The sequence below is a fragment of the Streptomyces sp. bgisy130 genome, from assembly GCF_057708345.1.
In genome coordinates, this window is record NZ_JBYISA010000033.1 from 38,375 (window position 1) to 63,847 (window position 25,473).

The following is a 25,473-nucleotide window of genomic DNA, read 5'->3' on the forward strand; positions in this document are numbered from 1 at the left end:
TTGCGGTGTAGTCATTTACTTCTTTCTTTCCTGAGGCGCGGCACCAAAGCCAGCTCCTTGAACGCGGACCCTTCCAATCCAAGGTGATACGCCGACGGGGGTGCGCATTGTAAAATCCCATCACCGCCCTTGCGTGCGATGGGCGTATGGCTACCCTTGATGAGAATCGAGAAATTTGCGAACATCGGAAATTTGGGTTTCCCATTGAGAAATCTGATTTCCATCTTCGTCGATCAAGTCATGTGGGGGGGTGGAGCGCCATGGCTCCCTTTCGTTAAATTTCTCACTCAATTCATCTAGGAAAATCACTGAATTCTGCACTGCTACACTCTGTCCATCTCGATAAAGCGGCCAGCATGAGACGAAATTGCTGTTTTCTGGGTCTGTGATCGAAGAGATCAAGCAGGAAGTCGAAATTCGCTCCTGATCGATTCTCTTAATGGCGTCGCGCCAGCTGATTCGGTACGTGCTGATACTCCAAAAGCTTAGATCCATCTGGAAATCCTCGGAGAATCCCCCTACAGTGATTCTCCCGGTTGCCAGAAGGGATGAGGAGGTTTCGTCCTCTTCGATTGGGCAAGAGGTCACCTCGATTGAGAAGATTCTATTCTTTGATGTAGTTGAGGTCTGGGTCGTAGGTTCCAATGCGCTGTCCTTTACGGTTGAACATTTTCCAGCCGTCCGACACGTTATGGCCGTCGACGTCGGGCGTAATGTAGTTCTTGCCGTTCGAGAAAACTTCTTGTCCGTGTGAGTGAAAGGGAGCCTTCTGGGCGGGGATTCGCGTCTTATAGCCGAGTTCGGCCGCCCTGTCCTTATTGGAGGGCCTGTAATGCTCTCTATTCTGTGCACTCCTCTCGTCCCGGGACTCTGGGCTGTATGGGTCGTCCGGATTGAAGGGGGAGGATGTGTATCCTTCGCGTAGGCAAGGTGCGAGCCCGAAAGGGTCGACTTGCGCAAAAGGGTTGCACACATAGGCGACAGGATTATCTGCCGGTTCCAGGCCAAGCGGGTCCGGCGACGTATACCTTCCCGCTTCGGCATCATAGTGCCGGAAGTAATTGTAGTGGAGGTTGGTCTCGGGGTCGAAATATTGACCTTGGAATCGCAGAGGTGTGTATGCTGTCGCGTTATGGTTCCAGGTGGTGGCGCCCCATAGGCTGGTGCGAGTGCGCCAAGAAATTTCACCAGACTCGGATGCTAGGTGGGTGGGCGTGCCCATGAGGTCAGTGACCATCACAAAGAAGCGCTCGTCGACCTCGCTTTGGGAATCGAAAGTAGTGCGCGAAGGTGGCTTAGGGGCTACGTGGAGTTCCCTCGCGCGAAGCTTGCGCTCCGTCTGGGTGAGAGGAGTCAGAGCACTGTGGTCCCAGGTGAGCGTTATGGCCTCCTCGCTATCTCCGGTTCGCGTGACCTGTTCAGTGACGTGGGCGTGATCCCAGGTGAAGTCCGTTTGCTCGGCTATGACTTTGCCGCCCTCAGCTAGGCGTTGTTTTGCTATGCGGCGGGCGAATGGGTCGTAGAGGTAACGCCAGATGATGCCGTCCGGGGTGATTACCGAGGCGAGGCGGTCTTCGGTGTTCCAGGTGTAATGCCAGGTGTCGGGTTTGCGGGAGAGCCGGGTTTTTTGGCGGAGGGTCGCGCGGCCGAGGGGGTCGTGTTCGTAGCGGATAGCGCCTGCTCGGGTGATGCGGGTGCCGGTGTAAGCGCGCTCGCCCCGAGCTGACGGGCCGGCGTGGCGGTCCGGCCAGGTGGCGTGGGTTTGGTTGCCGGCTTCGTCGTAGGCGTAGGTCTCGGTCCAGTCGGTGGCGTGGACGGCGGTGACGCGGCCGGCGCGGTCGAGGTCGAAGGTGCGGCGGCCGGTGTGGGAGTCGTCGATAGCGGTGAGGTTGCCGTCGGGGCGGTAGGTGTAGCCGCGGTGGAGGACTCGTTGTGCTTCGGCGGCGGCAGGGTTCTGTGTGCGGTCCGCGCCGGTGGGGGACTGGAGGGTGCCGGTCGCTGCTGTGGTGAGTGACTGGCTGGTGAGGCGGCCGGTGGGGTCCCAGGTGTGGGCGAGCTGGAGGTGGTCGCCGATGGTGCGGGTGAGTTCCTGGCCTGCCGCGTCGTGGTCGAAGGTGAGGACGTGGCCGGCGATGTCCATGGCGGTGCGGTTGCCGGCGACGTCGTAGGTGTAGGTCGTGGTGTGGCCGGTGGGGGTGGTGCGGGAGGTGCGGCGGCCCAGGGCGTCGTAGGTGAACGTCATGGTCCGGCCGTTGACCGTTTCGGCGGTGACGCGGCCGAGGATGTCGCGGGTGTAGGTGACGGTAGCGTCGGGGTTGGTTGCCTGCCGAAGGCTCCCGCCGGAGTCGTGTTCGTAGGTGGTGATCAGGCCCGCGGCGCTCTTCTCGGTGATGCGGCCGAGGGTGTCGCGGGTGTAGGTGGTGATCTCGCCGAGAGCGTTGGTGCGGGTGGTCAGTTGGCCGGCGGCGTCGTGGGTGTAGGCGAGGACCCGGTCGTCGAAGTCGGTCTCGGATATCAGGTGGCCGGCGCCGTCGTAGGCGTAGTTCCAGGTCAGGCCCTGGGGGTTGGTGACCTGGTTGAGGCGGAGTTCGGTGTCGTGGGTGAACTCGTGGCGGACGCCGTCGGGGTCGGTGCGGGCCGTCAGCAGGTCGAAGTGGGTGTATTCGTAGCGGGTGGTCTGGCCGATGGCGTCGGTGTGGGTGAGGCGGTTGCCCTCGCCGTCGTAGGTCCACTCCTCGGTGGCGCCGGTGGCGTCTATGCGGGCAGCCGGCTTCCCCTCCACCGTCCACACCATGTGGGTGGTTTCGCCGAGCGGGTCGGTGACGGACGTGGTGCGGCCGAAGGCGTCGCGGCGGTAGTGGGTGGTGGCGCCGAGTGGATCGGTGACGGTGAGGGGCAGGCCGGCCTTGTTGCAGTAGAGGCGGGTGGTGTTGCCCAAGGCGTCGGTGACGGCGGAGATATGGCCGTGTGCGTCGTGGGTGTAGGCGGTGCTGGCGCCCGTGGGGTCGGTGGTGGAGGTCCGGTTGCCGGTGGCGTCGTAGGTGTGAGTCCAGGTGGCCCCGTTCGGACCGGTGGTGCTGAGGGGCAGGCCGTCGTCGTTGTAGGTGCTGGTGGAGGTGGAGCCGTCGGGGAGGACGACGCTCACCGGCCGACCCTCGTCGTCGTAGTCGATGTGGGTGGTACGGCCCAGGGGATCGGTGGTCGACAGGACGCGGTGCTTGGCGTCGCGGACGGTGCGGGTGGTGGCGCCGGTGGGGTCGGTGGTGGCGACGATTTGGTGGCGGTCGTTGACCTGGTAGGTCGTGAGCTGGCCCAGGGAGTTGTAGTGGAGGTTGGTGCGCAGGCCGGTGACGGGGTCGGGGGCGCCCCAGGAGAAGTGGCCCCGGAGGTGGCCTTCGATGCCGCCTTGTGAGGTGCAGCGGTCCTGGTCGTCGTAGAGGTAGAGGTAGCTGCTGTTGTTGGTGTCGGTCCAGGACGTGATCCGGCCATGGTCGTCGTAGCCGAAGCGCAGGGGCAGGCCGGAGGAGTTGGTGGTGCTGGTGAGGTTGCCCAGCTCGTCGTAGCCGTAGGTGACCAGGAGTTGGTCGCTGCCGTCGGGGGCGGCGCCGGCGAGGTGGAGGGCGGCGATGCGGCCCTCTTCGGTCGTCAGCAGGAGGCGGTAGCCGGCGCTGTGGGTGATGGCGGTGGGGGTGCCGTCTTCGGTGTAGTCGAAGGTGTGGTGGTTGCCGCGGCGGTCGGAGATCTCGTCGAGGACGGCGAGGTTCTCGGTGCAGGTGGTGAAGTAGCGGCGGATACCGGTGGCTGGATCCACCAGGAGGTAGTCGCCGTCCGGGGTGAGTTCCAGGGGGGCGCCGTACCCCTCGGCGGGCATGGTGGGGACGCCTACGGCGGGGTGCGGGTAGAGGTGGAAATCGCCCTCTTCGCCGATGAGGATGACGCCTTCGGAGTCGATCTCCAGGCGCTGGTCGACGGTCGACATCCAGGTCGGGCCGAACCAGCGGCCTTGGCGGTAGGACGACTCGAAAGTGCGAGTGAAGGAGAGGGGGAGGCTCCCGGGGAGGGTGATGTCTGTCTGCGGCAGGATCATGCGGCCGGTGGCCATGTCGATGGGGTCGCTGCCGAAGGTCTTGCACCACGCGATGCGAGCACGGTCCCAGACAGTGATCTTGCCGCCGTTGTTGGCGGCGTGCCGTGCCCAGCCTTTCGTGATGTTCTTCGCTCCGGCCCGCAGACCGCCCTTGGCCAGCCCGCCCGCGCCCTTGCCACCGACCGCGTTGACGACCATCGCTGTGCCGGTGTCGAACGGGTCGCTGCCCCAGCCGGAGCCGAGCATGCCCTTCGCGGTGTCGATGGGGTGGAGCGGGGCTTGGGCAAGGCCCATCAGGGTGGTGGAGGCGTGCGAGAGGTACTGCCAGGGGTGGGTGATGTTGTAGACGTCCAGTGGGTTGACCGTCCGGGCCAACTTGAGGGTCCCGGCGGCGGCCTTGAGAGCACCGCCGGCCATGTGCATGTTGGCCACGAGGAAGGCTTCTCCGCCGTCCTTGAGCGCCGCGCCCGCCAACTGCGTCAGCGCGGGCTTGTCAGGGGCGTGGGCCAGGGCACCCTTGATGGCGCTACGGGCCCGTCCCGCCGCTTCGCTGCGCTGGGTGCGGGCGCTCTTGATCATCTCCTGGGCCGCCTCGCGGCCCTCGGCGCCCGGGTCTTCGCGCATGACGGGCTTCTGCGGCTTGGTTCCCGGGTCCTCCCCGCCGTCGAGGGCGGCGTTGTACGAGTCGACCTGCGCGTTGTACGTGTCGACCTTGGACTTGTAGGTATCGAGGGCCTGCCGGGTGGCCTCCAGCGCCTTGCGGTACTTGTCGATCGCGTCGCCGGCCTTGCCCTGTGCCCAGGACACCGTCTCCGCATAGGACTTCAGCGCCTTCGAGGCGTCGCCGCAGGCATCGGCGGCGTGCATCCACTGCTTGGGATGCATATCGAACGCCTCACGGAACGCGTCCGCTGCCTGACCGCTCCAGTGTTGCCCCGAGCCGATCTTGCGCATCCCCTCTGCGACCCGGTCAAAGGCCGCCGAGAAGTCCTTGAGGTGGGACGCCGTCTCGTTGATCTTCTCCACATCGCCGTGGATGAGTTCCTTGGGATCTTCCGTCTCGCCGAGCTGGCGTTCGTCGACGTGGGCGCCCAGCGCACTGGCCACATCGGCGCCGGCCGAGCGGACCGCGTGTCCGGCCTCGTCGAGACCGGTCAACTCCAGCGCATCGGCGGCCAGGTCGGAACCGTGCTCGACCAGCTCGCCGGCACCGCGCTCGATGGCCCCCGTTATCTTGTCCGCACCCTCGCCGACGGCGTTGAAGGCATCTCCGACCCAGCTCACTTGTCGCTACCCCCCTTGCCCTGCGCGCCCTTCGGCTCGTGGAACTCCGTCGTGACCTCATCGCGGTCGTCGAAGGGATGGGCGGCACGATCGGGGATCGACTGGAAGTCCGAGGCGACTTGGTCAGCCGTCTGGAGCATCTGCCCTTGGGCCTCCATCGAGGCCTTCGACGTCGGATCGAAGTCCGCGTTCGCGACCTGGGAGAAGGGGTTGTCGTCGCGGATCTTGTCCCATGAGGTGTTGTGCAGCTGCTCGGCGGTCTTGGACGGGTCGCCCATCGACGCGTTCACCGTCTGCTTCAGCGCGTCCGAGACGTACTGCTCCTGCTCGTAGTACATGCCGGCGGTAATTCCGAGCTTCTTGGAGAATTCGTTGGCATCTTGCATCAACGTGCGCACGCCCCAGCCCCAGCGGTCACAGAAGGAGTCGAGCACAGCGGCCAGGCCGTCGTCACCGCATTCCATGCTGTCCAGGGACAAGCGGTCGAAGCCGCGCCCCAGTTGGGCCTCCACATCAAAGCCCAGCTCTTTGAGTTCGGCCGTTGCGGCCTTGATTCCCTTGGTGAGCCGCTCAAAAGCCTCGGGCTCGAGCTGGTAACCGTCTCCGCCGATCAGGCCCACTTATTCTTCCCCCTTGTGCGCTACGTCCGGAATGCCGCCCGTTGGTATGTCCACCGCTGCGCTGTCCGGAACGATTCCGGCCACCGGAGGGAAGAGCGCGCCTTGCTCGCTGCCCGCGTCCAGGGCCACCCCCGTAGGGCCCTCGCAGGCAGGAATCAGCACGTCAAGGACGCGGGCGCCGGACGCGGTCACATACCGCCACTCCGTCCCGGGCTCGCTGCCGCGGGACAGGGCGAAGCGGGACAGGGCGTCTTCATCGGTGAAGGCGTACAGCCAGCGGATACCGTCCATGTCCGCTGACATGAGCGTGTCGTTGACCGTCGGGATCAAGACATGTGCGCGGCGGAATTCCCCCACCAAAGCGGCTGGATCTGGACGCCCTGCATGAACTGCTGCCACCTCGTCGGCCAATGACATAACGGGCCGGCCCCCTCCCCCGATGCTCTGTTCAGATGCCGAACCAACTTTCGCATACGGCACTGACAACGCCGTTGACGACACTCGCTGCGAAAACCGGCTGACGGTTCCTTTTGAATTCAACGAAGGTGGCGGGGTGCGTAGTTCGGTGCGAAGTTCGGTTCGGCCCAGGGGCGGGGGCTTCCCGCGCGCCCGTCTTTGCGTGGCAGCGAAACAGCGCGGTAGTAGTACGTGCCGTCGCTCAACTCGGAGGTTGCACAGTGCTGTTATCCCGGCGAGTGGTCGGGGTCGGCAGGCCGACCGGTCGTAGTCAGCAGGCCGGGCGCGCGTCGGCGTCCGCGCGCTGCCCAACGGCGGTACATGAAGGCCCACTTCCCCTGGATTCGACGATGCCGCAGCTCCTTCCCCCCACCCCCACCCCCCTCGAAAGCACGCCAATCGGCCCCGAATGGCCGGGATTCCAGCATTCCGGGGGGCTTCTTCCGGGTAGGGGGCGCGCACTTGCAGTCGAGCGTGTAGCTTCCCGGGGACAAGCGGCCCGGCCGGGGGCTGCGCCGGGGCCCGCCGGAGCGGGGGAGGTTGCTCGATGGGCGTGCGGCTCATGGTGGTCGACGATCATCGTCTGCTCGCGGAGGCGCTCGCCTCGGCGCTGAAACTGCGGGGGCACCGGGTGCTGGCGGCCGCCGCGCCGAGTGCGGGGGCCGCGGAGCTGGTGGTGAGCCGGGCGCCCGAGGTGTGTCTGCTGGGTACCGCCGCGCCGGCCCGGCCGGGGGCCTTCGATCCGGTCGTACGGATCAAGAAGGAGCGGCCGCAGGTCGCGGTGGTCGTGCTGGGACCGGTGCCCAGTCCACGGGGGATTGCTGCTGCCTTTGCCGCCGGGGCCTCCGGTTACGTCCGTAATGACGAGCGGATCGAGGGTGTGGAGCGCGCCATGATGAAGGCGCGGGCGGGGGAGTCGGCGGTGTCGCCGCAGTTGTTGCAGCAGGCCTTCGAGGAGCTGTTGCACCCCGCGGCGCAGCCGGACGACGAGGGGGCGCGGCTGCTGGAGCTGCTCACCCCGCGTGAGGTCGAGGTGCTGATGCGGGTCGCGGACGGGGAGGACACCCGGCTCATCGCGGCCGGGATGGATATCGCGCCCAGTACGGCGCGGACGCATGTCCAGCGGGTATTGATGAAGCTGGAGGTGGGCTCCCGTCTGGAGGCCGCCGCGCTCGCGGCGCGTACCGGGCTGCTGGACCGGGCGGGCGGGCAGACCGCGCGCGCCACGGCGGCGGGACCGGACGCCCAGGTGGGACCGGCCGCACCGATGCCGCCACCGGGGTAGCGACCCTCAGCTCCTCGCGGGCCCGCGGCCCGTTAACGGCCCTCGGCACGGTAACGGCCCTCAGCCCCGCGAGGAGCCGCCACCCGGCAACGGCCCTCAGCCCATCACGCCCTCCCCGGAGCCGCCCTCCCCCTCGTCCGCCGGCTCCCCCGCCGCCGGCGGAACCGCCGGCCGTAGCGTCTGCCAGATCAGGAAGAACAGCCCGAGGGCGAGCATGCCCAGGCCCGTCCAGAGGTTGATGTTGATGTTCTCGGCCTTCTTCAGGTCCGCGTCGCTCGCCATCAGGCCGGCGATGGTGACGATCACGCCGTAGACGGTGAACAGGCCGCCGATGATGCGCCGTACGTCGAAGAGCCGCGCGGCGGTCGCCGATTCGCGTTCCAGTTCCTCGACCTCGTGCTGGTAGTCACTCATGGGTGCGTCAACTCCGCTGGTTCAGGCAGGTCAGAGGGAGAACGGGAGGTAGCAGAGGGCGGCAAGGACGACGGCGCCCCAGCCCAGCAGGGCGGGCCTGCGGTACCAGGCGTCATCGCCCTCGGCCGGCAGCTCCGCCATGCCGGGGGACCTCGTGCCGTAGACCAGGCCGGCCAGCGACTCGGCGGACTTGGGCGCGGTGAACAGGGTGACCACGAACATCACGAGCGCGCCGACGACGAAGGCGACGATGGAGGAGACGAAGTTGGCGCCCTGGTCGGAGGGGATCGCGATGATGCCCTGCTTGTAGAGCCAGAAGTAGTTGACCATCGCGGCCGCGGTGCCGGAGAGCAGGCCCCAGAAGCCGGCCGCGGCGCTGGTCCGCTTCCAGAACATGCCGATGATGAAGACGACGAACAGCGGCACGTTGAAGAAGGAGAAGAGCGTCTGGAGGTAGTTCATGATGTTGCTGAAGGACGAGGCGATGAAGGCGGTGCCCATGCCGATCAGCACGCCGACCGCGGTCACCACGCGGCCCGTCTTCAGGTAGTGCGCGTCGTCGCGGCCCTTCTTCAGGTAGGCCGCCCATATGTCGTTGGTGAAGACGGTGTTGAAGGACGAGACGTTGGCGGCCATGCCGGCCATGAAGGCCGCCAGCAGACCGGTCACCGCGATGCCCAGGACGCCGTTGGGGAGCAGGTCGCGCATCAGCACCGGGATTGCGTCGTTGTACTGGAGCCCGTCCTTGGACTTGCCCAGCGTCGGCTCCATGACCAGCGCGATCAGGCCGGGGACGACCACCACCAGCGGGATGAAGATCTTGGGGAAGGCGGCGATCAGCGGGGTCCGCTTGGCGGCGGAGAGGTTCTTCGCGGACAGCGCGCGCTGCACCTCGGCGAAGTTGGTGGTCCAGTAGCCGAAGCTCATCACGAAGCCGAGGCCGAGCACGATGGTCAGCCAGTTCGCGCCGAGCGGGTTGGCCTCGCCGATGCCGGTGCCCTTCCAGGCGGTGAGGAAGGCGTCCCCGTGTGAAGAGGAGAGTGAGTCGGTCAGGCCGTCCCAGCCGCCGACGCGCTTGAGGCCCACCACGGTCAGCGGGATCAGCGCGGCCAGGATGACGAAGAACTGGAGTACCTCGTTGTAGATCGCCGAGGACAGCCCGCCGATGGTGATGTACGCGAGGACGAAGACCCCGGCGACGACGATCGCGACCCACTGCGGCCAGCCGAGCAGCGCCTGGAGCACGATCGCCATGGCGTACAGGTTCACGCCCGCGATCAGTACGGAGGAGACGGCGAAGATCACCGAGGAGAGCAGGTGCGAGGAGGGGCCGAAGCGGTGCAGCAGGAACTCGGGCACCGAGCGGACCTTCGAGCCGTAGTAGAACGGCATCATCACCAGGCCGAGGAAGACCATCGCCGGGATGGCGCCGATCCAGTACCAGTGGACGGTGTAGGCCCCGTACTGCGCGCCGTTTGCGGCCATACCGAGGATCTCGGTGGCGCCGAGGTTGGCGGCGACGAACGCGAGACCGGTGACCCAGGCGGGCAGTGACCGCCCGGAGAGGAAGAAGTCCAGGCTCGTCTTCACGCTGCGTTTCGCCGCGAACCCGATGCCGAGGACGACGACGAAGTAGAGGGCCAGGATCGTGTAATCGAGCCCGTTGGTGGGGAGCCGTAGCCCCTCGGCCAAGGTGATCATGGTGGGAACTCGCTTCTTTGCGCGATCGGAGTCCACAGAAAGCTACGCCCGGGCCTTCAGAAACTGAATACTTTTGTTTAGTTGAGTTGTTGATTCGTGATTGAGCTTGTCGATATGTCGCGTATGTCCCAGCGGGTTTCTCGCCGATACCCGTGCTGCGCCTGACATTGACGATGCTGTTTAGTTGTGCTTCATTGTGTTTGTTTGTGTTTGGTCGGCGCGGTTCGGTGCAGGTGAGGAGCTCCCGTTGAAGAAGACGACGACCCGGCTGGCGGACGGCCGGGAGCTCATCTACTACGATCTGCGCGACGACGCGGTCCGCGGCGAGCGCGACCTCCGCCCCCTCGACCCCGTCGCCACCGCCGCCGAGATCCGCCACGACCGGCTCCTCGGTGACTCCGTCGCCATCGCCTCACACCGCCAGGCCCGCACCTACCACCCGCCGGCCGACGAGTGCCCGCTGTGCCCCTCCCGGGAGGGCCGGCTCTCCGAGATCCCCGCCCCCGACTACGACGTCGCCGTCTTCGAGAACCGCTTCCCGTCCCTCGCCGGTGACCGTGGCCGCTGCGAGGTCGTCTGCTTCACCCCCGACCACGACGCCTCCTTCGCCGACCTCACCGAGGAGCAGGCCGCCCTGGTCCTGGAGGCGTGGACCGACCGCACCGCGGAGCTCTCCCAACTCCCGGGCGTGGAACAGGTCTTCTGCTTCGAGAATCGCGGCGCGGAGATCGGCGTCACCCTCGGCCACCCGCACGGCCAGATCTACGCGTACCCCTTCGTCACCCCGCGCACCGCGCGCATGCTCACCTCGGTCGCCGCGCACCGCGAGGCCACCGGCGGCAACCTCTTCGACGACACGGTCGCCGACGAGCTGGCCGACGGCCGCCGGATCGTCCTGGAGGGCGAGCACTGGGTGGTCTTCGTCCCGTACGCCGCCCACTGGCCCTACGAGGTGCACCTCTACCCCAAGCGCCGGGTCCCCGACCTGCTCGCCCTCGACGACGCCGCGCGCACAGAATTCCCACAGATCTATCTGGAAGTCTTGCGGCGCTTCGACCGGATCTTCGCCGGGCGGGGCGGTGGGAGCGAGGCCGCGCGGGGCGGTGGGAGCCAGGGCGCGCCGGGCGGTGGGAGCGAGGCCGCGCCGGGCGGCGGGCATACGGCGGCTGCCTCCCGTACGCCGTACATCGCCGCCTGGCACCAGGCGCCGCTGCGCGCCGGGAACCGCGACGACTTCGCCCTCCACCTTGAGCTTTTCACCATCCGACGTACTTCCGGCAAGCTGAAGTTTCTCGCGGGTTCCGAATCCGGCATGAACGTGTTCATCAATGACGTGCCGCCGGAGGCCGCGGCCGACCGACTGCGAGAGGTAGCGAGCGAGTGAGCAAGAAGTACCTGGTCACCGGTGGTGCGGGATACGTCGGCAGCGTCGTCGCGGCACATCTGCTCCAGGCCGGCCACGAGGTGACCGTGCTGGACGACCTGTCCACCGGCCACCGCGAGGGCATCCCCGCCGGTGCCCATTTCATCGAGGGCCGCATCCAGGACGCGGCGAAGTGGCTCGACCCCTCCTATGACGCGGTGCTGCACTTCGCCGCGTTCTCCCAGGTGGGCGAGTCCGTCGTGCACCCCGAGAAGTACTGGCGCAACAACGTCGGCGGCACCATGGACCTGCTCGCCGCGATGCGCGACGCCGGCGTCCGTACCCTCGTCTTCTCCTCCACCGCCGCCACCTACGGCGAGCCGAGGTCCACCCCGATCACCGAGTCCGCCGAGACCGCGCCCACCAGCCCGTACGGCGCCAGCAAGCTCGCCGTCGACCACATGATCAGCGGTGAGGCCGCCGCCCATGGGCTGGCCGCCGTCTCGCTGCGCTACTTCAATGTCGCCGGCGCCTACGGCAGCTGCGGTGAGCGCCACGACCCCGAGTCGCACCTGATCCCGCTGGTCCTCCAGGTCGCCCAGGGCAAGCGCGAGGCGATCTCCGTCTTCGGCGAGGACTACCCCACCCCCGACGGCACCTGCGTCCGCGACTACATCCATGTCGCCGACCTCGCCGAGGCCCATCTCCTCGCCCTCGACGCCGCCACCGCCGGTGAGCACCTGATCTGCAACCTCGGCAACGGCAACGGCTTCTCCGTCCGCGAGGTCATCGAGACCGTCCGCAAGGTCACCGGGCACCCCATCCCGGAGGTGGTCGCCCCGCGCCGCGGCGGCGACCCCGCCGTGCTGGTGGCCTCCGCGCAGACTGCCGTCGACCGCCTCGGCTGGCGGCCCGCCCGCGCCGACCTCGCCGGCATCGTCGCCGACGCCTGGGAGTTCGCGCAAAATCTCGACCGGACCAAGGAGTCCTGATGACCGCACACGGAGCCGCCGTCCCGGCCACCGAGCGCCCGCACGGCGCTCAGCACACCGCCGCGCAGTTCGCCGCGGTGTACGGCGCCGCCCCCACGGGCACCTGGGCGGCGCCCGGCCGGGTCAACCTGATCGGTGAACACACCGATTACAACGACGGTTTCGTGATGCCGCTGGCCCTTCCGCACACCACCCTCGCCGCCGCCTCGGCCCGCACCGACGGGGTGCTGCGGCTGCACTCCGGCGGCGCCGACGGCGGCATCGTCGAACTGCGGCTCGACGAGCTGCGCCCGGCGCCCCAGGGCGGCTGGGCCGCCTATCCGGCCGGCGTCGTCTGGGCGATGCGGGAGGCCGGTCTGCCCGTCGGCGGCGCGGATTTGCACTACGACAGCACGGTGCCCACCGGAGCCGGACTCTCCTCCTCCGCCGCCCTGGAGGTCGTCACCGCGCTCGCCCTCAACGACCTGTACGGGCTCGGCCAGGAGCCGCAGCGGCTGGCCCAGCTCGCCCAGCGGGCCGAGAACGCCTTCGTCGGCGTGCCCTGCGGAATCATGGACCAGACCGCCGCGGCCTGCTGCACCGAGGGCCACGCCCTGTTCCTGGACACCCGCGATCTCACCCGCCGCCAGGTCCCGTTCGATCTGGCGGGGGAGGGGCTGCGGCTCCTCGTGGTCGACACCCGGGTGAAGCATGAGCTGGGGGACGGCGCGTACGCCGAGCGGCGCGCCGGCTGCGAGCGTGGTGCGCGGGCGCTCGGGGTGCGTGCCCTGCGCGAGGTGCCCTACGCGCATCTGCCCGAGGCGCTGGCCCGGCTGGCCGGCGAGCCCGTCGTCCAGGCCCTCGTCCGGCACATCGTCACCGAGAACCACCGCGTCGAAGAGGTCATCGCCTGCCTCGACGCGGGCCGCACCCGCGCCATCGGCCCGCTGCTGACGGCCGGTCATGTCTCGCTCCGCGACGACTTCAAGATCTCCTGCCGGGAGCTCGATCTCGCCGTCGACACCGCACGGGCGGCGGGCGCCCTCGGGGCCCGGATGACCGGCGGCGGCTTCGGCGGCTCGGCCATCGTGCTCGTGGAGGAGACGGCGGCCGCGGCCGTCGGCGCGGCGGTCACCGAGGCGTTCGCGGCGGCCGGCCATGCCGCCCCGCGGATCTTCGAGGCCGTCGCGAGTGCGGGGGCGCACCGCGTCGCGTAGGGCGCGCCGGACGGCGTGAAGCCGCCGGACAGGCACCGAATGGCCCGGCCGGCGGAGCAGTTTCGCCAATCACCTTCCCTCGTCGCACCCCGTCCGTACGCTGGGAACCTGCACCGGTGGGGGCCGGTGCCGATCAGGGGGCGAGACCGTTCGGGTACGGCGCCCGGGGTGGGGTAGTCATGTCGGCACGGCGGCGGCCGGGCGGCTGAGGCGATCTTCAATCCGGGCGTCGTGCCCGCTATGGTCCGTTCACCGGGACAGGGGGTCTCTGTGCAACGCATCCGGGTTCTGGTGGTCGACGACCACCGCATCTTCGCCGAATCCCTGGCGGCCGCGCTCGCCGCGGAACAGGACGTGGACGTCGCGGCCGCGGGCAGCGCCCCCGCTGCCCTGCGCAATCTGGACCGCGCGGCCACCGACGGCCGCCGCTTCGACGTGCTGCTCGCCGACGCCGACCTCGCCGCGCCGCTGCTCGCGGTGCCCGCCCAGGGAGCGGCCCGCGACGCGGTGCCGCGCGCCGTGCCGCGGGACGGCATCGCGCTGGTCTCCGGCCTGCGCACCAGCCATCCGTATCTGCGCACCGTCGTCCTCGCCGACCGCGACGACCCGCGCCGCGCGGCTGCCGCCCTACAGGCCGGTGCCTCCGGCTGGGTCGCCAAGGACTGCTCGCTGTCCCGGCTGCTCGCCGTCATCCGCGGGGTGCTGCGCGACGAGACGCATCTGCCGCCCGCGCTGCTGACCGGCGTCCTGCGGGAGCTGACGGCCGCCCGCAAGCACCGTTCGGAGAGCGAACGGCTGGTGGAGTCGCTGACTCCGCGCGAGCGTGAGGTGCTGCGCTGCATGGTGGCCGGCCTGGGCCGCAAGGCGGTCGCCGAGCGGCTGTTCCTCTCCCCGCACACGGTCCGCACCCATATGCAGAACGTGCTCGGCAAGCTCGGGGTGCACTCCACCCTCGCGGCGGTGGCCCTGGCCCGCCGGGCCGGCGTCGGCCCGGTCGAACTGGAGACGGCGGGCGCGGGGGCGTCGGTGCCGGTGCCGTGAGGGGGCGGGGGCGGGCCGACCGCCCTCGGGGAGACCCCGCGCATCCCGATCGACGCGCCTAGGTCATGGCGGCTCGGGGCCGCTCGCCTCTGAGCAGGTCGCCGACCGCCGCGGCCCGCCGCCGTCTTCGCGGCCACCGCGCTCGCGGCCGGCATCCTCGTCACCTTTCTCCCCCTGGCCGTGCCGTCGGCCTCCCTGGGCCTCGTCTCCGTGGCGCTGTTCGTGCAGTCCGCGGCAGCCACCGCGGCCCGCTGGGGCGCGGGCCGGCACAGCGACCGGCACGAGCCGGCCGGACTGGTGCTGCCCGGCCTGGCCGCGGCGGCCGCGGGGACGCTGCTCACCGCGATGACCCACCGCCCCGTCGCCGTCATGGCCGGTGTGGCGCTGTTCGGGATCGGCTTCGGGGTCATCCAGAACGCCACCCTGACCCTGATGTACGCGCGGGTCTCCGCCGCCGGCTACGGCACGGCCAGCGCCCTGTGGAACTTCGCCTACGACGCGGGCATGGGCATCGGCGCCCTCGGGTTCGGCGTGCTCGCCGACGGGGTCGGCTACCCCCTGGCCTTCACCCTCACCGCCGCGCTGATGCTCACCGCCGTCGCCCCGGCCTGGCGCGACCGCCGGGCCGGCGAACGCCTCGGGTGACGGGCCGGATCAGGCGTCGGCCGGGTCCGGCCGATGCGTGATCACATCCGCACCCACCCCGGGCAGAGCACACCCCCTAAGGCTCCGTCAGCACGGCCACGCCCCGGGGGCCCAGGGTGATCCGGCCGACGGCCCCGGCCCCGGCATCGGCCCCGGCATCGGCCCCGGCATCGGCCCCGGCCCCGGCCCCGGCCCCGGCCCCGGCCCCGGCCCCGGCCCCGGCCCCGGCCCCGGCCCCGGCCCCGGCCCCGGCATCGGTCTCGGCCCCGACCCTGGCCGTGCCCCCCGCCCCCAACGCGTCCCGCATCGGCGACGGCAGTTCGACCTCCACCGCCTCCGCCCCGTGGTTGAGCAGGAAGAGATAGCGTCCGCCGGTGCCCTCGCGGACGGTGGCCTGGACGCCCGGTGGCAGACCCGGGAGTACGGGTTCCACACCGGCCGCCGCGCGGACATCGTCCAGCAGCGTCCGCATCAGCGCGGGATCGGGCCGGGTGCCGACGTACCAGACGGTGCCGCGCCCGTAGGAGTGCCGGGTCACCGCGGGCCGGCCGGCCAGCTCGCCGTCCGTGAAGTGGGCGAGTGCCTCGGCCCCTTCGAGGTCGATCTCCTCCGACCACAGGTCCGCCCGCCCCGTGTAGGCCCCGTCGCCGACGCCCACCGAACGGCCCGCGTCCAGCGGCCAGAACTCCGCCACCCGCAGCCCCAGCAGCGCCCGCAGCGGCGCCGGGTAGCCGCCGGGGTGCACCCGGTCGTGCTCGTCGACGATGCCGGAGAAGAACGACACCAGCAGCTGCCCGCCGTCGCGTACATAGGCGGCCAGCCGCTCGGCGTCCGGTGCGGTGAGCAGATACAGATTGGGCGCCACGACCAGCCGGTAGCCGGACAGGTCGCGCCGCGGCGGCAGCACATCGCAGGCCACGCCCGCCTCGAACAGCGGCCGGTAGTGGTCCAGCGCGATACGGGAGTGGTCCAGCGCGGTCGACGGCTTGGAGTCCAGCTCCAGCGCCCACCAGCTGTGCCAGTCCGCCAGCAGCGCCACCTCGGCCCGCGACCGGGTCCCCTCGATCCCCGGCAGTGCCGCCAACTCCCGCCCGAGTTCCGTCACTTCGCGGAAGATGCGGGTGTCGGTCCCGCCGTGCGGCAGCATCCCCGAGTGGAACTTCTCCGCGCCGCCCAGCGACTGCCGCCACTGGAAGAACAGCACCGCGTCCGCGCCCTGGGCGACGGCCTGCCAGCTCCACAGCCGCATCGCGCCGGGCGGCTTGGGGCCGTTGCGGGGCCGCCAGTTGACCGCGCCGGGCGCCTGTTCCAGCAGCATCCAGGGCTGCCCGGAGCGGGCCGAGCGCATCAGATCGAAGACATAGCCGGCCCGGAGGTGGTCGTCGGGCACATAGGGGTCCTGGTAGAAGTCCAGCGCCATCGCGTCCATATGGGGCGCCCAGGCGAAGGCGTCGACCGGCTTGTGCTGCGGCATCAGATTGGTGGTGGCCGGAATGCCTGGGGTGACCCGTTCCAGCACCGCCTTTTCGGCCAGATAGCAGGCGCGCAGCGCCTCGTCACCGAAGCGCAGATAGTCCAGCTGCTGGGCGGGGTTGGGGAAGGTGGGCGCGGTGCGGGGCGGCAGCACCTCGTCGAAGTCGCCGTACGCCTGTGACCAGAAGTCCGTCGACCAGGCGGCGTTGAGCGTGTCGACGGTCCCGTACCGCGTGCTCAGCCAGCGCCGGAAGTCCGCCGCCGACACCTCGCAGTAGCAGTGGCGGGTGTGGCAGCCGTACTCGTTGCCGATGTGCCACATGGCGAGCGCGGGGTGGCCGGCGTAACGGGTGGCGAGCTGTTCGACGAGGCGTACGGCGTGGGTGCGGTAGACGGGGCTGGAGGGGCAGTAGTGCTGCCGGCCGCCGGGCCAGCGGCGCCGGCCGTCGGCGTCCTCGGGCAGGATCTCGGGGTGCGCGCGGGAGAGCCACGGTGGCGGTGAGGCGGTCATCGTCGCCAGACAGACGGCGATCCCGGCGCCCGCCAGCCCGTCCATGACGCGGTCGAACCAGCCGAAGTCCCAGTCTCCGGGCCGGGGTTCGACCTTGGCCCAGGAGAAGATCCCGGCGGTGACCAGGGTGACATGGGCCGCCTTCATCAGCTTCAGATCCTCGGCCCACACCTCCTCGGGCCACTGCTCGGGGTTGTAGTCGCCGCCGAAATGGATGCCCATGGATGCCCCTACGGATCGATGGATTTCCTACGGATCGAAGCCCGGGCGGGGCGCCGCGGCACCGCCGTCAGCGGGCACAGCTCACGCCTCACGAGGAGTTCTTGTACACGCTCCAGCCGCCGTCGACGACGAGGCTCGCGCCGGTGACGAAGGACGCCTCGGGGGAGAGCAGAAAGGCGATGACCGCGGCGACCTCCTCGGGCCGCCCCAGCCGTCGCGCCGCCGTCTCCGCGGCGCTGGCCTGCCGCTCCTCCTCGCCGATACCGTCCCAGGCCGCGGTCAGCACGGGGCCCGGCAGCACGCTGTTGACCCGCACCTCCGGCCCGTATTCGACGGCCAGTTGACGGCCGAGACCGGTCAGCCCGGCCTTCGCCGCGGCGTAGGCGGGCCGCCCTGGCAGTCCGACCAGGGCATGCACGGATGAGGTCAGCACCACCGCGCCGCCGCGCGCCCGCAGATCCGGCAGGGCGGCGCGTACGCCGAGGAACGAACCGGTGAGATTGACCGCCAGCTGCCGGTCCCAGTCGGCGAGCGAGGTGCGGTCGGCGGCCGCCACATGCGCCAGAACGGCGTTGCTGACCAGCCCGTCCACCGGGCCGTAGCGCCGCCGCGCCGCCTCGACGGCCCGCCGCCAGTTGTCCTCGTCCGCCACATCGCAGTGCTCGTACGAGGCGTGGCCGCCGGCCGCCCGGATCCGCCGCGCGGTGCGTTCGCCGCGCGCGTCGTCGATGTCCAGCAGCAGCACCCCGGCGCCCTCGGCCGCCAGCCGGTCGGCGGTGGCCGCCCCGATCCCGGCGGCGGCCCCGGTCACCAGGACCGTACGGCCCTCGAACCGCCTGCCGTACGGGCCGTTCGGCGGATGCGATGCGCGCTGCTGGCTCATGGCGCGATCCAAGCCCACGGGGCGAGCGGCGGGCAAGGGGACAGAGAGGGAGAGGGGCGCGCGTCGATTCAGGGGGCGCACGCCACCCTCTTTCGCGCTGCCAAATGCGGTGCGCCAACCGGTCGTACGCCGGTGCGGGAAGCCGCTCCGGACGCGCCCGGGGCGGCCGCGCCTCTGGGCCCCTAGCCGGGTGTGTTGTCGAACGGGCCGGTCAACTTCCGCAGCAGCCCGGCCAGTTCGCCGCGCTGCTGCCGGGAGAGCTCGGCGAGAATCGCGCGCTCCTGGATCAGCAGCCCGGCCAGGGACCGGTCCGCCTTGTCGCGGCCCTCCGCGGTCAGCCTGACCAGCACACCGCGCCGGTCGCTGGGGTCGGGCAGCCGCTCGACGAGGTTCTTCTTGGCCAGCCGGTCGATGCGGTTGGTCATCGTCCCCGAGGTGACCAGTGTCTGTGTCAGCAGCGCCCCGGGGGAGAGCTGATACGGCGCCCCGGCCCGCCGCAGCGCGGTGAGCACGTCGAACTCCCAGGGTTCCAGGCCCACCTCGGAAAAGGCGATACGGCGGGCCCGGTCAAGGTGTCTGGCCAGCCGGGAGACGCGGCTGAGGACCTCAAGCGGCTCCACGTCGAGGTCCGGGCGCTCGCGGCGCCATGCTGCGACCAGTCGGTCGACCTCGTCCTCCATGACGATCAGTGTAGAGGGTCTGTCGACATGAAGTCTCTTGACGTCGAGATATATTTCGCTGGACTATGGGCATCGTCGGCCGGGGGCTCGGTTTCCAGCCGAGACGGCCCGAACCAGACCGTGCCGGCCTTGTGTCAGCCCTGCATCGGCAAAGGGGTTTCGAACATGCACGACGCACCAACCTGGGATCCGCAGCAATACCTCCGCCACTCCGGGCACCGTACCCGTCCGTTCCACGACCTGCTCAACCGGATACCCGACCTGCCCCGGCAGGACCGCACCGCCCGCATCGCCGACCTCGGCTGCGGCCCCGGAAACGTCACCGCCCAGCTCACCACCCGCTGGCCGGACGCGCACATCACCGGATACGACAACTCCCCGGAGATGCTCAAAGAGGCCGAGACCTACGCCGGCCCGACCCCCGGCGGCGGCCACCTCGACTTCGCCCCCGCCGACGCCGCCGACTGGACGCCCGAGGAGACCTACGACCTGATCGTCTCCAACGCGGCCCTCCAGTGGGTCCCCAACCACCCGGACTCCTTCGCCCGCTGGATCGAGGCCCTCGCCCCCGGCGGCACCTTCGCCTTCCAGGTCCCCGGCAATTTCACCTCACCCAGCCACGCCCTCCTCGGCGAACTGTGTGACGCCCCCCAGTGGCGCGAGCGGCTCACCACCCACGGCCGCCGCTTCGTCCATGTCCTCGAACCGGCCGACTATCTGGAGCGCCTCGCCGACCTCGGCTGCGCCGCCGACGTCTGGGAAACCACCTACGTCCAGCTCCTGGAGGGCGACGACCCGGTCCTCGACTGGGTCAAGGGCACCGCCCTGCGCCCCGTCCTCACCGCCCTGGAGAACGACCCGGCCGCCCGCGAAGCCTTCCTCGCCGAATACCGCGACGCCCTCCGCAAGGCGTACCCCACCGGCTGCCACGGCACGGTCTTCCCGTTCCGCCGGATCTTCGCCGTCGCCCGAAAGCCCGCGGCCGGCTGACCCGTCCCGCCCGCCGGCGGCTGTCACGGCAGCCCCCACGCCCGGTTCGTACGAAGGCCGGAGCGCAGGCGCCGGCGGGTGCGGCGGGGCCTGCTTCCGCGCGCACCGCCCGGACGCGGGCCGCCGCGGAGAGCGGGAGCCGCTCAGTTCTTCCGATGCCCTATCAACCGGGGCCTGGCCTCCAGGTTGCCCAGGCCGTGCCAGGCCAGATTGACCAGGTGGGCCGCCACCTCGGCCTTCTTCGGTTTGCGGGTGTCGACCCACCACTGGCCGGTCAGGGCCACCATGCCGACCAGGGCCTGGGCATAGAGGGGGGCGAGTTTCGGGTCGAAGCCGCGGGCCTTGAACTCCAGGCCCAGAATGTCCTCGACCTGGGTGGCGATATCGCTGATGAGCGAGGCGAACGTACCCGTCGACTGGGCCACGGGGGAATCGCGGACCAGGATGCGGAAGCCGTCGGTGAAGGTCTCGATGTAGTCGAGCAGCGCGAAGGCCGCCTGTTCGAGGAGTTCGCGGGGATGGCCGGCGGTCAGTGCGCCCGTCACCATGTCCAGCAGCTGGCGCATCTCGCGGTCCACGACCACCGCGTAGAGGCCCTCCTTGCCGCCGAAGTGCTCGTAGACCACCGGTTTGGACACGCCGGCTTTTGCGGCGATCTCCTCCACCGACGTGCCCTCGTAGCCCCGCTCGGCAAAGAGTGTGCGACCGATGTCCAGCAGCTGCTCCCGGCGCTCCGCACCGGTCATCCGGACCCTGCGGGCCCGCCGCGTGCCCGCGGAGGAAGACTTGCTTTTGCTGCCGCTGGTACTGCTGTCGTCGATCGCCACCCGTCAATCATGCCTTCCCCGCTACCGCCGGGCGGCACCCCCGGCGGCCTTCTGCGCGCGTCGGGCATCGAGACGGGACGCGTCCGGCCACCGGACGTCATACGCCCAGCCCGCCTTCTCGAACCAGCGGATCAGGCGGGCGCTGGAGTCCAGCTGCCCCTTCATCACCCCGTGCCGGGCGGAGGTCGGGTCCGCGTGGTGCAGGTTGTGCCAGGACTCGCCGCACGAGAGGACGGCCAGCCACCAGACGTTCCCGGAGCGGTCGCGGGACTTGAAGGGGCGCTTGCCGACCGCGTGGCAGATGGAGTTGATCGACCAGGTGACGTGGTGCAGCAGGGCCACCCGGACCAGGGACCCCCAGAAGAACGCGCTCAGCGCGCCCTGCCAGGACCAGGTCACCAGGCCGCCCACCAGCGGCGGGATCAGCAGCGACACCGCCGTCCACAGCACGAACTGGCGGGAGATCGTCCGGATCGCCGGGTCCTTGATCAGGTCCGGTGCGTACTTCTGCTGCGGCGTCTGCTCCTCGTCGAACATCCAGCCGATGTGCGCCCACCACAGGCCCTTCATCAGGGCGGGCACCGTCTCGCCGAAGCGCCACGGCGAATGCGGGTCGCCCTCGGCGTCGGAGAACTTGTGGTGCTTGCGGTGATCCGCCACCCAGCGCACCAGCGGACCCTCCACGGCCAGCGACCCCATGATCGCGAGCGCGATCCGCAGCGGCCGCTTCGCCTTGAACGAACCATGCGTGAAGTAACGGTGGAAGCCGATCGTGATGCCGTGGCAGCCGATGTAGTACATCGCCACCATCAGCGCCAGGTCGAGCCAGCTCACCCCCCAGCCCCAGGCCAGTGGCACCGCGGCCACCAGCGCCACGAACGGGACGGTGATGAACAGCAGCAGCGAGATCTGCTCGACCGACCTGCGCTGCTCACCGCCGAGCGTCGCGGACGGCACCGGCGCACCGGCGGCCGGACCGACGGCGGAATCGGCGGGAATCGGGGGATCTTCTACGGCTTCAGGACCAGCGGTCATGGTGTCCCTCGTCGGGGGCTCGGGGGCACGGCTACGGCTACGGAACCGTAACCTACGGTCTCGTAAGTATGGCAGTGCCGCCGCCCCGGGCAAGGCCGTGACAGGCGCCACACCCGCCCGGCTGTGACGCAGTGCCCACCCTGCGGACGGTGTGATTCCGCGAGGCTGGGCAGACCTATCCTGGGGACGTCGGACAGCGCGGTCCGCAACCCGCCCGCATCAGACCTGCCCAACCCGTCGCCCGTTTCGGCCCCACCCATGGGTCACGTGCGACGTCCCTGATCGCCGCAAGGAGCCGCACCTGTGAGCAGTGCCGACAACACTCCAGCCGAGATCGTGTCCATCGAAGGCCCGGAAACCGGCCCGAGCGACAACGTCGCCCTGCGTGCCGACATCCGCCGCCTCGGTGATCTCCTCGGCGAGACCCTCGTCCGACAGGAGGGGAAGGAACTGCTCGACCTGGTCGAGCAGGTACGCGCCCTGACCCGCTCCGACGGCGAAGCCGCAGCCGGGCTCCTGGGCGACACCGACCTGGCCACCGCCGCCAAGCTGGTGCGCGCCTTCTCCACGTACTTCCACCTCGCGAACGTCACCGAGCAGGTCCACCGCGGCCGCGAGCTGGCCGCCCGGCGCGCCGCCGAGGGCAGCATCCTCGCCCGCACCGCCGACCTGCTGAAGGACGCCGACCCCGAGCATCTGCGCGCGACCGCCGGCAACCTCGGCGTACGCCCCGTCTTCACCGCGCACCCCACCGAGGCCGCCCGGCGCTCCGTCCTCACCAAGCTCCGCAAGGTCGCCGAGCTGCTGGACAGCCCCGACGGCGAGCGCCGCCGCGCCGACCTCCGCCTGGCCGAGAACATCGACCTCATCTGGCAGACGGACGAGCTGCGCGTCGCCCGCCCGGAGCCCACCGACGAGGCCCGCAACGCCATCTACTACCTCGACGAGCTGGGCCGCGGCGCGGTCGGCGACGTCCTGGAGGACCTCGCCGCCGAGCTGGAGCGGGCCGGCACCGAGCTGCCCGCCGGCACCCGCCCGCTCACCTTCGGCACCTGGATCGGCGGCGACCGCGACGGCAACCCCAACGTCACCCCCCAGGTGACCTGGGACGTCCTGCTGCTCCAGCACGAGCACGGCATCACCGACGCCCTGGAGCACGTCGACGAGCTGCGCGGCGCGCTGTCCAACTCCATCCGCAACTGCGGCGCCACCGATGAGCTGCTGGCCTCCCTCCAGGGCGACCTCGACCTCCTCCCGGAGATCAGCCCGCGCTACAAGCGGCTGAACAGCGAGGAGCCCTACCGCCTCAAGGCGACCTGCATCCGGCAGAAGCTCCTCAACACCCGCGAGCGCCTCGCCGGTGACACCCCGCACGTCCCCGGCCGGGACTACCTCGGCACCACCGAGCTCCTCGACGACCTCGCGCTCATCCAGACCTCGCTGCGGGAACACCGCGGCGGCCTGGTCGCCGACGGCCGTCTGGAGCGCACCCTGCGCACCATCGCCGCGTTCGGCCTCCAGCTCGCCACCATGGACATCCGCGAGCACGCCGACGCGCACCACCACACCCTGGGCCAGCTCTTCGACCGCCTCGGCGAGGAGTCCTGGCGTTACGTGGACATGCCGCGCGAGTACCGCCGCAAGCTCCTCGCCAAGGAACTGCGCTCACGCCGTCCGCTGGCCCCCACCCCGGCCCCCCTCGACGAGGCCGGTGCCAAGACGCTCGGCGTCTTCCGCACCATCCTCAAGGCCAAGGACACCTTCGGCCCCGAGGTCATCGAGTCCTACATCATCTCGATGTGCCAGGGCTCCGACGACGTCTTCGCCGCCACCGTCCTCGCCCGCGAGGCCGGCCTGATCGACCTGCACGCCGGCTGGGCCAAGGTCGGCATCGTGCCGCTGCTGGAGACCACCGACGAGCTGAAGATCGCCGACCAGCTGCTCGACGAGATGCTCGCCGACCCCTCCTACCGGCGCCTGGTCGCCCTGCGCGGCGACGTCCAGGAGGTCATGCTCGGCTACTCCGACTCCTCCAAGTTCGGCGGCATCACCACCTCCCAGTGGGAGATCCACCGCGCCCAGCGCCTGCTGCGCGACGTCGCCCACCGGCACGGCGTACGGCTGCGCCTCTTCCACGGCCGCGGCGGCACCGTCGGCCGCGGCGGCGGCCCCTCCCACGACGCGATCCTCGCCCAGCCCTACGGCACCCTCGAAGGCGAGATCAAGGTCACCGAGCAGGGCGAGGTCATCTCCGACAAGTACCTGGTCCCGTCGCTGGCGCGGGAGAACCTGGAGCTGACGGTCGCCGCCACCCTCCAGGCATCCGCCCTGCACACCGCGCCCCGGCAGTCCGACGAGGCGCTGGCCCGCTGGGACGCGGCCATGGAGCGGGTCTCGGAGGCCGCGCACGGTGCCTACCGCCGTCTCGTCGAGGACCCGGACCTGCCCGCGTACTTCTTCGCCTCCACCCCCGTCGACCAGCTCGCCGAGCTCCACCTGGGATCGCGCCCCTCGCGCCGCCCCGACTCCGGCGCCGGCCTCGACGGACTGCGCGCCATCCCGTGGGTCTTCGGCTGGACCCAGTCCCGCCAGATCGTCCCCGGCTGGTTCGGCGTCGGCACCGGCCTCAAGGCCGCCCGCGAGGCCGGACTCGACAGCGTGCTGGACGAAATGCACGAGTACTGGCACTTCTTCCGCAACTTCCTGGCCAACGTCACCATGACGCTGGCCAAGACCGACCTGCGGATCGCCCAGCACTACGTCGACACCCTGGTCCCCGACAAGCTCAAGCACGTCTTCGACGTCATCAAGGCCGAGCACGAGCTCACCGTCGCCGAGGTCCTGCGCGTCACCGGCGAGAAGGAACTCCTCGACTCCAACCCGGTCCTCAAGCAGACCTTCCACATCCGCGACGCCTACCTGGACCCGATCTCCTACCTCCAGGTCTCGCTGCTGGACCGCCAGCGCAGCGCCGCCGAACGGGGCGAGGAGGCCGACCCGGTCCTCGCCCGCGCCCTGCTGCTGACCGTCAACGGCGTCGCCGCCGGACTGCGCAACACCGGCTGACCCGGCCCGGCACACACCACGGCGGCGGCCCGCCCTCCCACCGAGGAGGACGGGCCGCCGCCGTTTGCAGTCCCGGGAGGTCCTAGCGGTATCCATCCCGGGGAAGCCCTAGAGCGCCATGAACGCCGCGCCCAGCAACACCGCCCCCAACAACCCCATCACCCACGCCGTACGCCGCAGCCGCATCCCCCCGGCCACCACCAGCGCCGCCAGCAGCAACGACCCCGCGAACGGCACCCAGGCGTGCAGAATCCCGGCCGCCCCGGTCCGCACCGCATGCCTCGTCCCCGGCTTGACCGTCACCTCGACCTGCGTGCCCTTGTCCGCGGCGCCCTCCGCGATCGACACCTTCGCCAGCTTCCGCGTCCCGCCCGACGACGGCGCATACGGGCCCGTGCACCGTTCACCGGCACACGCCGACACCGTCATCACCCCGCGCCCCTGCGCCTTGACGAGCATCGCGTACTGCGCCGTCTGCCACGACGTCCACACCCCCGCCACCAGCAGGAGCAGCGCCAGCAGGCCCATGAACCCGACCCGGGCGATGAGCAGCGCCCCGTAGGCGCTCTCACCGACCCGCCGGGAACGACTACGTCTGACCGAACGGGTGCGCGTGCTGCTTCTGGGCATGGCCGCGATCCTTGGCCATCCACCAGCACCCGGTCAACCTCCGAAAACGGTTCGTCAGAGCCTGACCACACC

General features: G+C 70.0%; 19 protein-coding genes and 1 pseudogene. 8 read left to right on the plus strand and 12 right to left on the minus strand.

The window, feature by feature from the left end; translation table 11 throughout:
* Positions 1 to 150: 150 nt before the first annotated feature.
* The 4 genes from AC3EUV_RS30295 to AC3EUV_RS30310 all read right to left on the minus strand — a co-directional run bounded on the left by AC3EUV_RS30295 (position 151) and on the right by AC3EUV_RS30310 (position 7,011).
* Positions 151 to 495 (minus strand): hypothetical protein, encoded by a 345-nt coding sequence (locus tag AC3EUV_RS30295; RefSeq protein WP_435604310.1) that lies wholly within the window; start codon positions 493 to 495, stop codon positions 151 to 153.
* 109 nt (positions 496 to 604) lie between these two features.
* Positions 605 to 5,371, minus strand: a complete 4,767-nt coding sequence (locus tag AC3EUV_RS30300) for a putative T7SS-secreted protein (RefSeq protein WP_435604311.1) — start codon at positions 5,369 to 5,371, stop codon at positions 605 to 607.
* Positions 5,368 to 5,991, minus strand: coding sequence for a hypothetical protein (locus tag AC3EUV_RS30305; protein ID WP_435604312.1), 624 nt, complete (start codon positions 5,989 to 5,991; stop codon positions 5,368 to 5,370). The genes AC3EUV_RS30300 and AC3EUV_RS30305 overlap by 4 nt, the downstream gene beginning before the upstream one ends.
* Positions 5,992 to 7,011 carry an SseB family protein gene (locus tag AC3EUV_RS30310; protein ID WP_435604313.1) on the minus strand — a complete coding sequence of 340 codons (1,020 nt, stop codon included), beginning with the start codon at positions 7,009 to 7,011 and terminating at the stop codon, positions 5,992 to 5,994. It lies immediately after the preceding gene.
* On the opposite strand from AC3EUV_RS30310, the gene AC3EUV_RS30315 reads away from it, so the two are divergent.
* Entirely contained in the window at positions 6,995 to 7,732 is a 738-nt protein-coding gene (locus AC3EUV_RS30315) for a response regulator transcription factor (RefSeq protein ID WP_432145098.1), read from the plus strand. The two genes, AC3EUV_RS30310 and AC3EUV_RS30315, sit on opposite strands and share 17 nt — an antisense overlap.
* A gap of 96 nt (positions 7,733 to 7,828) precedes the next feature.
* On the opposite strand, the gene AC3EUV_RS30320 is transcribed toward AC3EUV_RS30315, so the two are convergent.
* Both AC3EUV_RS30320 and AC3EUV_RS30325 read right to left on the minus strand, forming a co-directional pair.
* On the minus strand, positions 7,829 to 8,146 hold the full coding sequence (locus AC3EUV_RS30320) for a hypothetical protein (RefSeq protein ID WP_432145099.1): 318 nt from the start codon (positions 8,144 to 8,146) through the stop codon (positions 7,829 to 7,831).
* Between the two features lie 30 nt (positions 8,147 to 8,176).
* Positions 8,177 to 9,847: a sodium:solute symporter family protein gene (locus AC3EUV_RS30325; protein WP_432145100.1), complete on the minus strand. Its 1,671-nt coding sequence runs from the start codon at positions 9,845 to 9,847 to the stop codon at positions 8,177 to 8,179.
* A 247-nt stretch (positions 9,848 to 10,094) separates the two neighbouring features.
* Between AC3EUV_RS30325 and galT the strand changes: the two genes are divergently transcribed.
* The 5 genes and pseudogenes from galT to AC3EUV_RS30350 form a co-directional block, all read left to right on the plus strand.
* Positions 10,095 to 11,231: a galactose-1-phosphate uridylyltransferase gene (gene galT / locus AC3EUV_RS30330; RefSeq protein ID WP_432145101.1), complete on the plus strand. Its 1,137-nt coding sequence runs from the start codon at positions 10,095 to 10,097 to the stop codon at positions 11,229 to 11,231.
* Positions 11,228 to 12,202, plus strand: coding sequence for a UDP-glucose 4-epimerase GalE (gene galE, locus AC3EUV_RS30335; protein WP_432145102.1), 975 nt, complete (start codon positions 11,228 to 11,230; stop codon positions 12,200 to 12,202). The genes galT and galE overlap by 4 nt, the downstream gene beginning before the upstream one ends.
* Positions 12,202 to 13,398 (plus strand): galactokinase, encoded by a 1,197-nt coding sequence (gene galK / locus AC3EUV_RS30340; protein ID WP_432145103.1) that lies wholly within the window; start codon positions 12,202 to 12,204, stop codon positions 13,396 to 13,398. The genes galE and galK overlap by 1 nt, the downstream gene beginning before the upstream one ends.
* Positions 13,399 to 13,638: 240 nt before the next feature.
* Positions 13,639 to 14,439 (plus strand): LuxR C-terminal-related transcriptional regulator, encoded by an 801-nt coding sequence (locus tag AC3EUV_RS30345; RefSeq protein WP_432145104.1) that lies wholly within the window; start codon positions 13,639 to 13,641, stop codon positions 14,437 to 14,439.
* Between the two features lie 135 nt (positions 14,440 to 14,574).
* Positions 14,575 to 15,084 (plus strand): annotated as a pseudogene (locus AC3EUV_RS30350) (MFS transporter); the annotation flags it as partial.
* Between the two features lie 76 nt (positions 15,085 to 15,160).
* Here AC3EUV_RS30350 and AC3EUV_RS30355 read toward each other — a convergent pair.
* The 3 genes from AC3EUV_RS30355 to AC3EUV_RS30365 form a co-directional block, all read right to left on the minus strand.
* Positions 15,161 to 17,290, minus strand: a complete 2,130-nt coding sequence (locus AC3EUV_RS30355; protein WP_435604314.1) for a beta-galactosidase — start codon at positions 17,288 to 17,290, stop codon at positions 15,161 to 15,163.
* A gap of 88 nt (positions 17,291 to 17,378) precedes the next feature.
* Positions 17,379 to 18,173 (minus strand): SDR family NAD(P)-dependent oxidoreductase, encoded by a 795-nt coding sequence (locus tag AC3EUV_RS30360; protein WP_432145106.1) that lies wholly within the window; start codon positions 18,171 to 18,173, stop codon positions 17,379 to 17,381.
* Between the two features lie 182 nt (positions 18,174 to 18,355).
* Positions 18,356 to 18,853 (minus strand): MarR family winged helix-turn-helix transcriptional regulator, encoded by a 498-nt coding sequence (locus AC3EUV_RS30365; RefSeq protein ID WP_085926438.1) that lies wholly within the window; start codon positions 18,851 to 18,853, stop codon positions 18,356 to 18,358.
* Between the two features lie 165 nt (positions 18,854 to 19,018).
* Here AC3EUV_RS30365 and AC3EUV_RS30370 point away from each other — a divergent pair, with 165 nt between their 5' ends.
* Positions 19,019 to 19,843 (plus strand): trans-aconitate 2-methyltransferase, encoded by an 825-nt coding sequence (locus AC3EUV_RS30370; RefSeq protein WP_432145107.1) that lies wholly within the window; start codon positions 19,019 to 19,021, stop codon positions 19,841 to 19,843.
* 143 nt (positions 19,844 to 19,986) lie between these two features.
* Here AC3EUV_RS30370 and AC3EUV_RS30375 read toward each other — a convergent pair whose 3' ends face one another.
* Positions 19,987 to 20,670, minus strand: coding sequence for a TetR family transcriptional regulator (locus tag AC3EUV_RS30375; protein ID WP_386689315.1), 684 nt, complete (start codon positions 20,668 to 20,670; stop codon positions 19,987 to 19,989).
* 21 nt (positions 20,671 to 20,691) lie between these two features.
* A complete protein-coding gene (locus tag AC3EUV_RS30380; protein WP_432145108.1) occupies positions 20,692 to 21,705 on the minus strand; it encodes an acyl-CoA desaturase in 1,014 nt (337 codons plus the stop codon).
* Positions 21,706 to 22,008: 303 nt separating this feature from the next.
* On the opposite strand from AC3EUV_RS30380, the gene ppc reads away from it, so the two are divergent.
* Positions 22,009 to 24,771, plus strand: coding sequence for a phosphoenolpyruvate carboxylase (gene ppc, locus AC3EUV_RS30385; RefSeq protein ID WP_435604315.1), 2,763 nt, complete (start codon positions 22,009 to 22,011; stop codon positions 24,769 to 24,771).
* A gap of 108 nt (positions 24,772 to 24,879) precedes the next feature.
* Here ppc and AC3EUV_RS30390 read toward each other — a convergent pair whose 3' ends face one another.
* Positions 24,880 to 25,401 (minus strand): hypothetical protein, encoded by a 522-nt coding sequence (locus AC3EUV_RS30390; RefSeq protein WP_432145110.1) that lies wholly within the window; start codon positions 25,399 to 25,401, stop codon positions 24,880 to 24,882.
* Positions 25,402 to 25,473: the final 72 nt, after the last annotated feature.

Bases quoted from the DNA above. Each gene is read 5' to 3' on its own strand.
- AC3EUV_RS30315 (WP_432145098.1), top strand. From the start codon at position 6,995: ATGGGCGTGCGGCTCATGGTGGTCGACGATCATCGTCTGCTCGCGGAG.
- AC3EUV_RS30355 (WP_435604314.1), bottom strand. From the start codon at position 17,290: ATGGGCATCCATTTCGGCGGCGACTACAACCCCGAGCAGTGGCCCGAG.
- AC3EUV_RS30295 (WP_435604310.1), bottom strand. From the start codon at position 495: ATGGATCTAAGCTTTTGGAGTATCAGCACGTACCGAATCAGCTGGCGC.
- AC3EUV_RS30345 (WP_432145104.1), top strand. From the start codon at position 13,639: ATGGTCCGTTCACCGGGACAGGGGGTCTCTGTGCAACGCATCCGGGTT.
- galK (WP_432145103.1), top strand. From the start codon at position 12,202: ATGACCGCACACGGAGCCGCCGTCCCGGCCACCGAGCGCCCGCACGGC.
- AC3EUV_RS30310 (WP_435604313.1), bottom strand. From the start codon at position 7,011: ATGAGCCGCACGCCCATCGAGCAACCTCCCCCGCTCCGGCGGGCCCCG.
- AC3EUV_RS30365 (WP_085926438.1), bottom strand. From the start codon at position 18,853: ATGGAGGACGAGGTCGACCGACTGGTCGCAGCATGGCGCCGCGAGCGC.
- AC3EUV_RS30325 (WP_432145100.1), bottom strand. From the start codon at position 9,847: ATGATCACCTTGGCCGAGGGGCTACGGCTCCCCACCAACGGGCTCGAT.
- AC3EUV_RS30320 (WP_432145099.1), bottom strand. From the start codon at position 8,146: ATGAGTGACTACCAGCACGAGGTCGAGGAACTGGAACGCGAATCGGCG.
- AC3EUV_RS30390 (WP_432145110.1), bottom strand. From the start codon at position 25,401: ATGCCCAGAAGCAGCACGCGCACCCGTTCGGTCAGACGTAGTCGTTCC.
- AC3EUV_RS30360 (WP_432145106.1), bottom strand. From the start codon at position 18,173: ATGAGCCAGCAGCGCGCATCGCATCCGCCGAACGGCCCGTACGGCAGG.
- AC3EUV_RS30380 (WP_432145108.1), bottom strand. From the start codon at position 21,705: ATGACCGCTGGTCCTGAAGCCGTAGAAGATCCCCCGATTCCCGCCGAT.
- AC3EUV_RS30370 (WP_432145107.1), top strand. From the start codon at position 19,019: ATGCACGACGCACCAACCTGGGATCCGCAGCAATACCTCCGCCACTCC.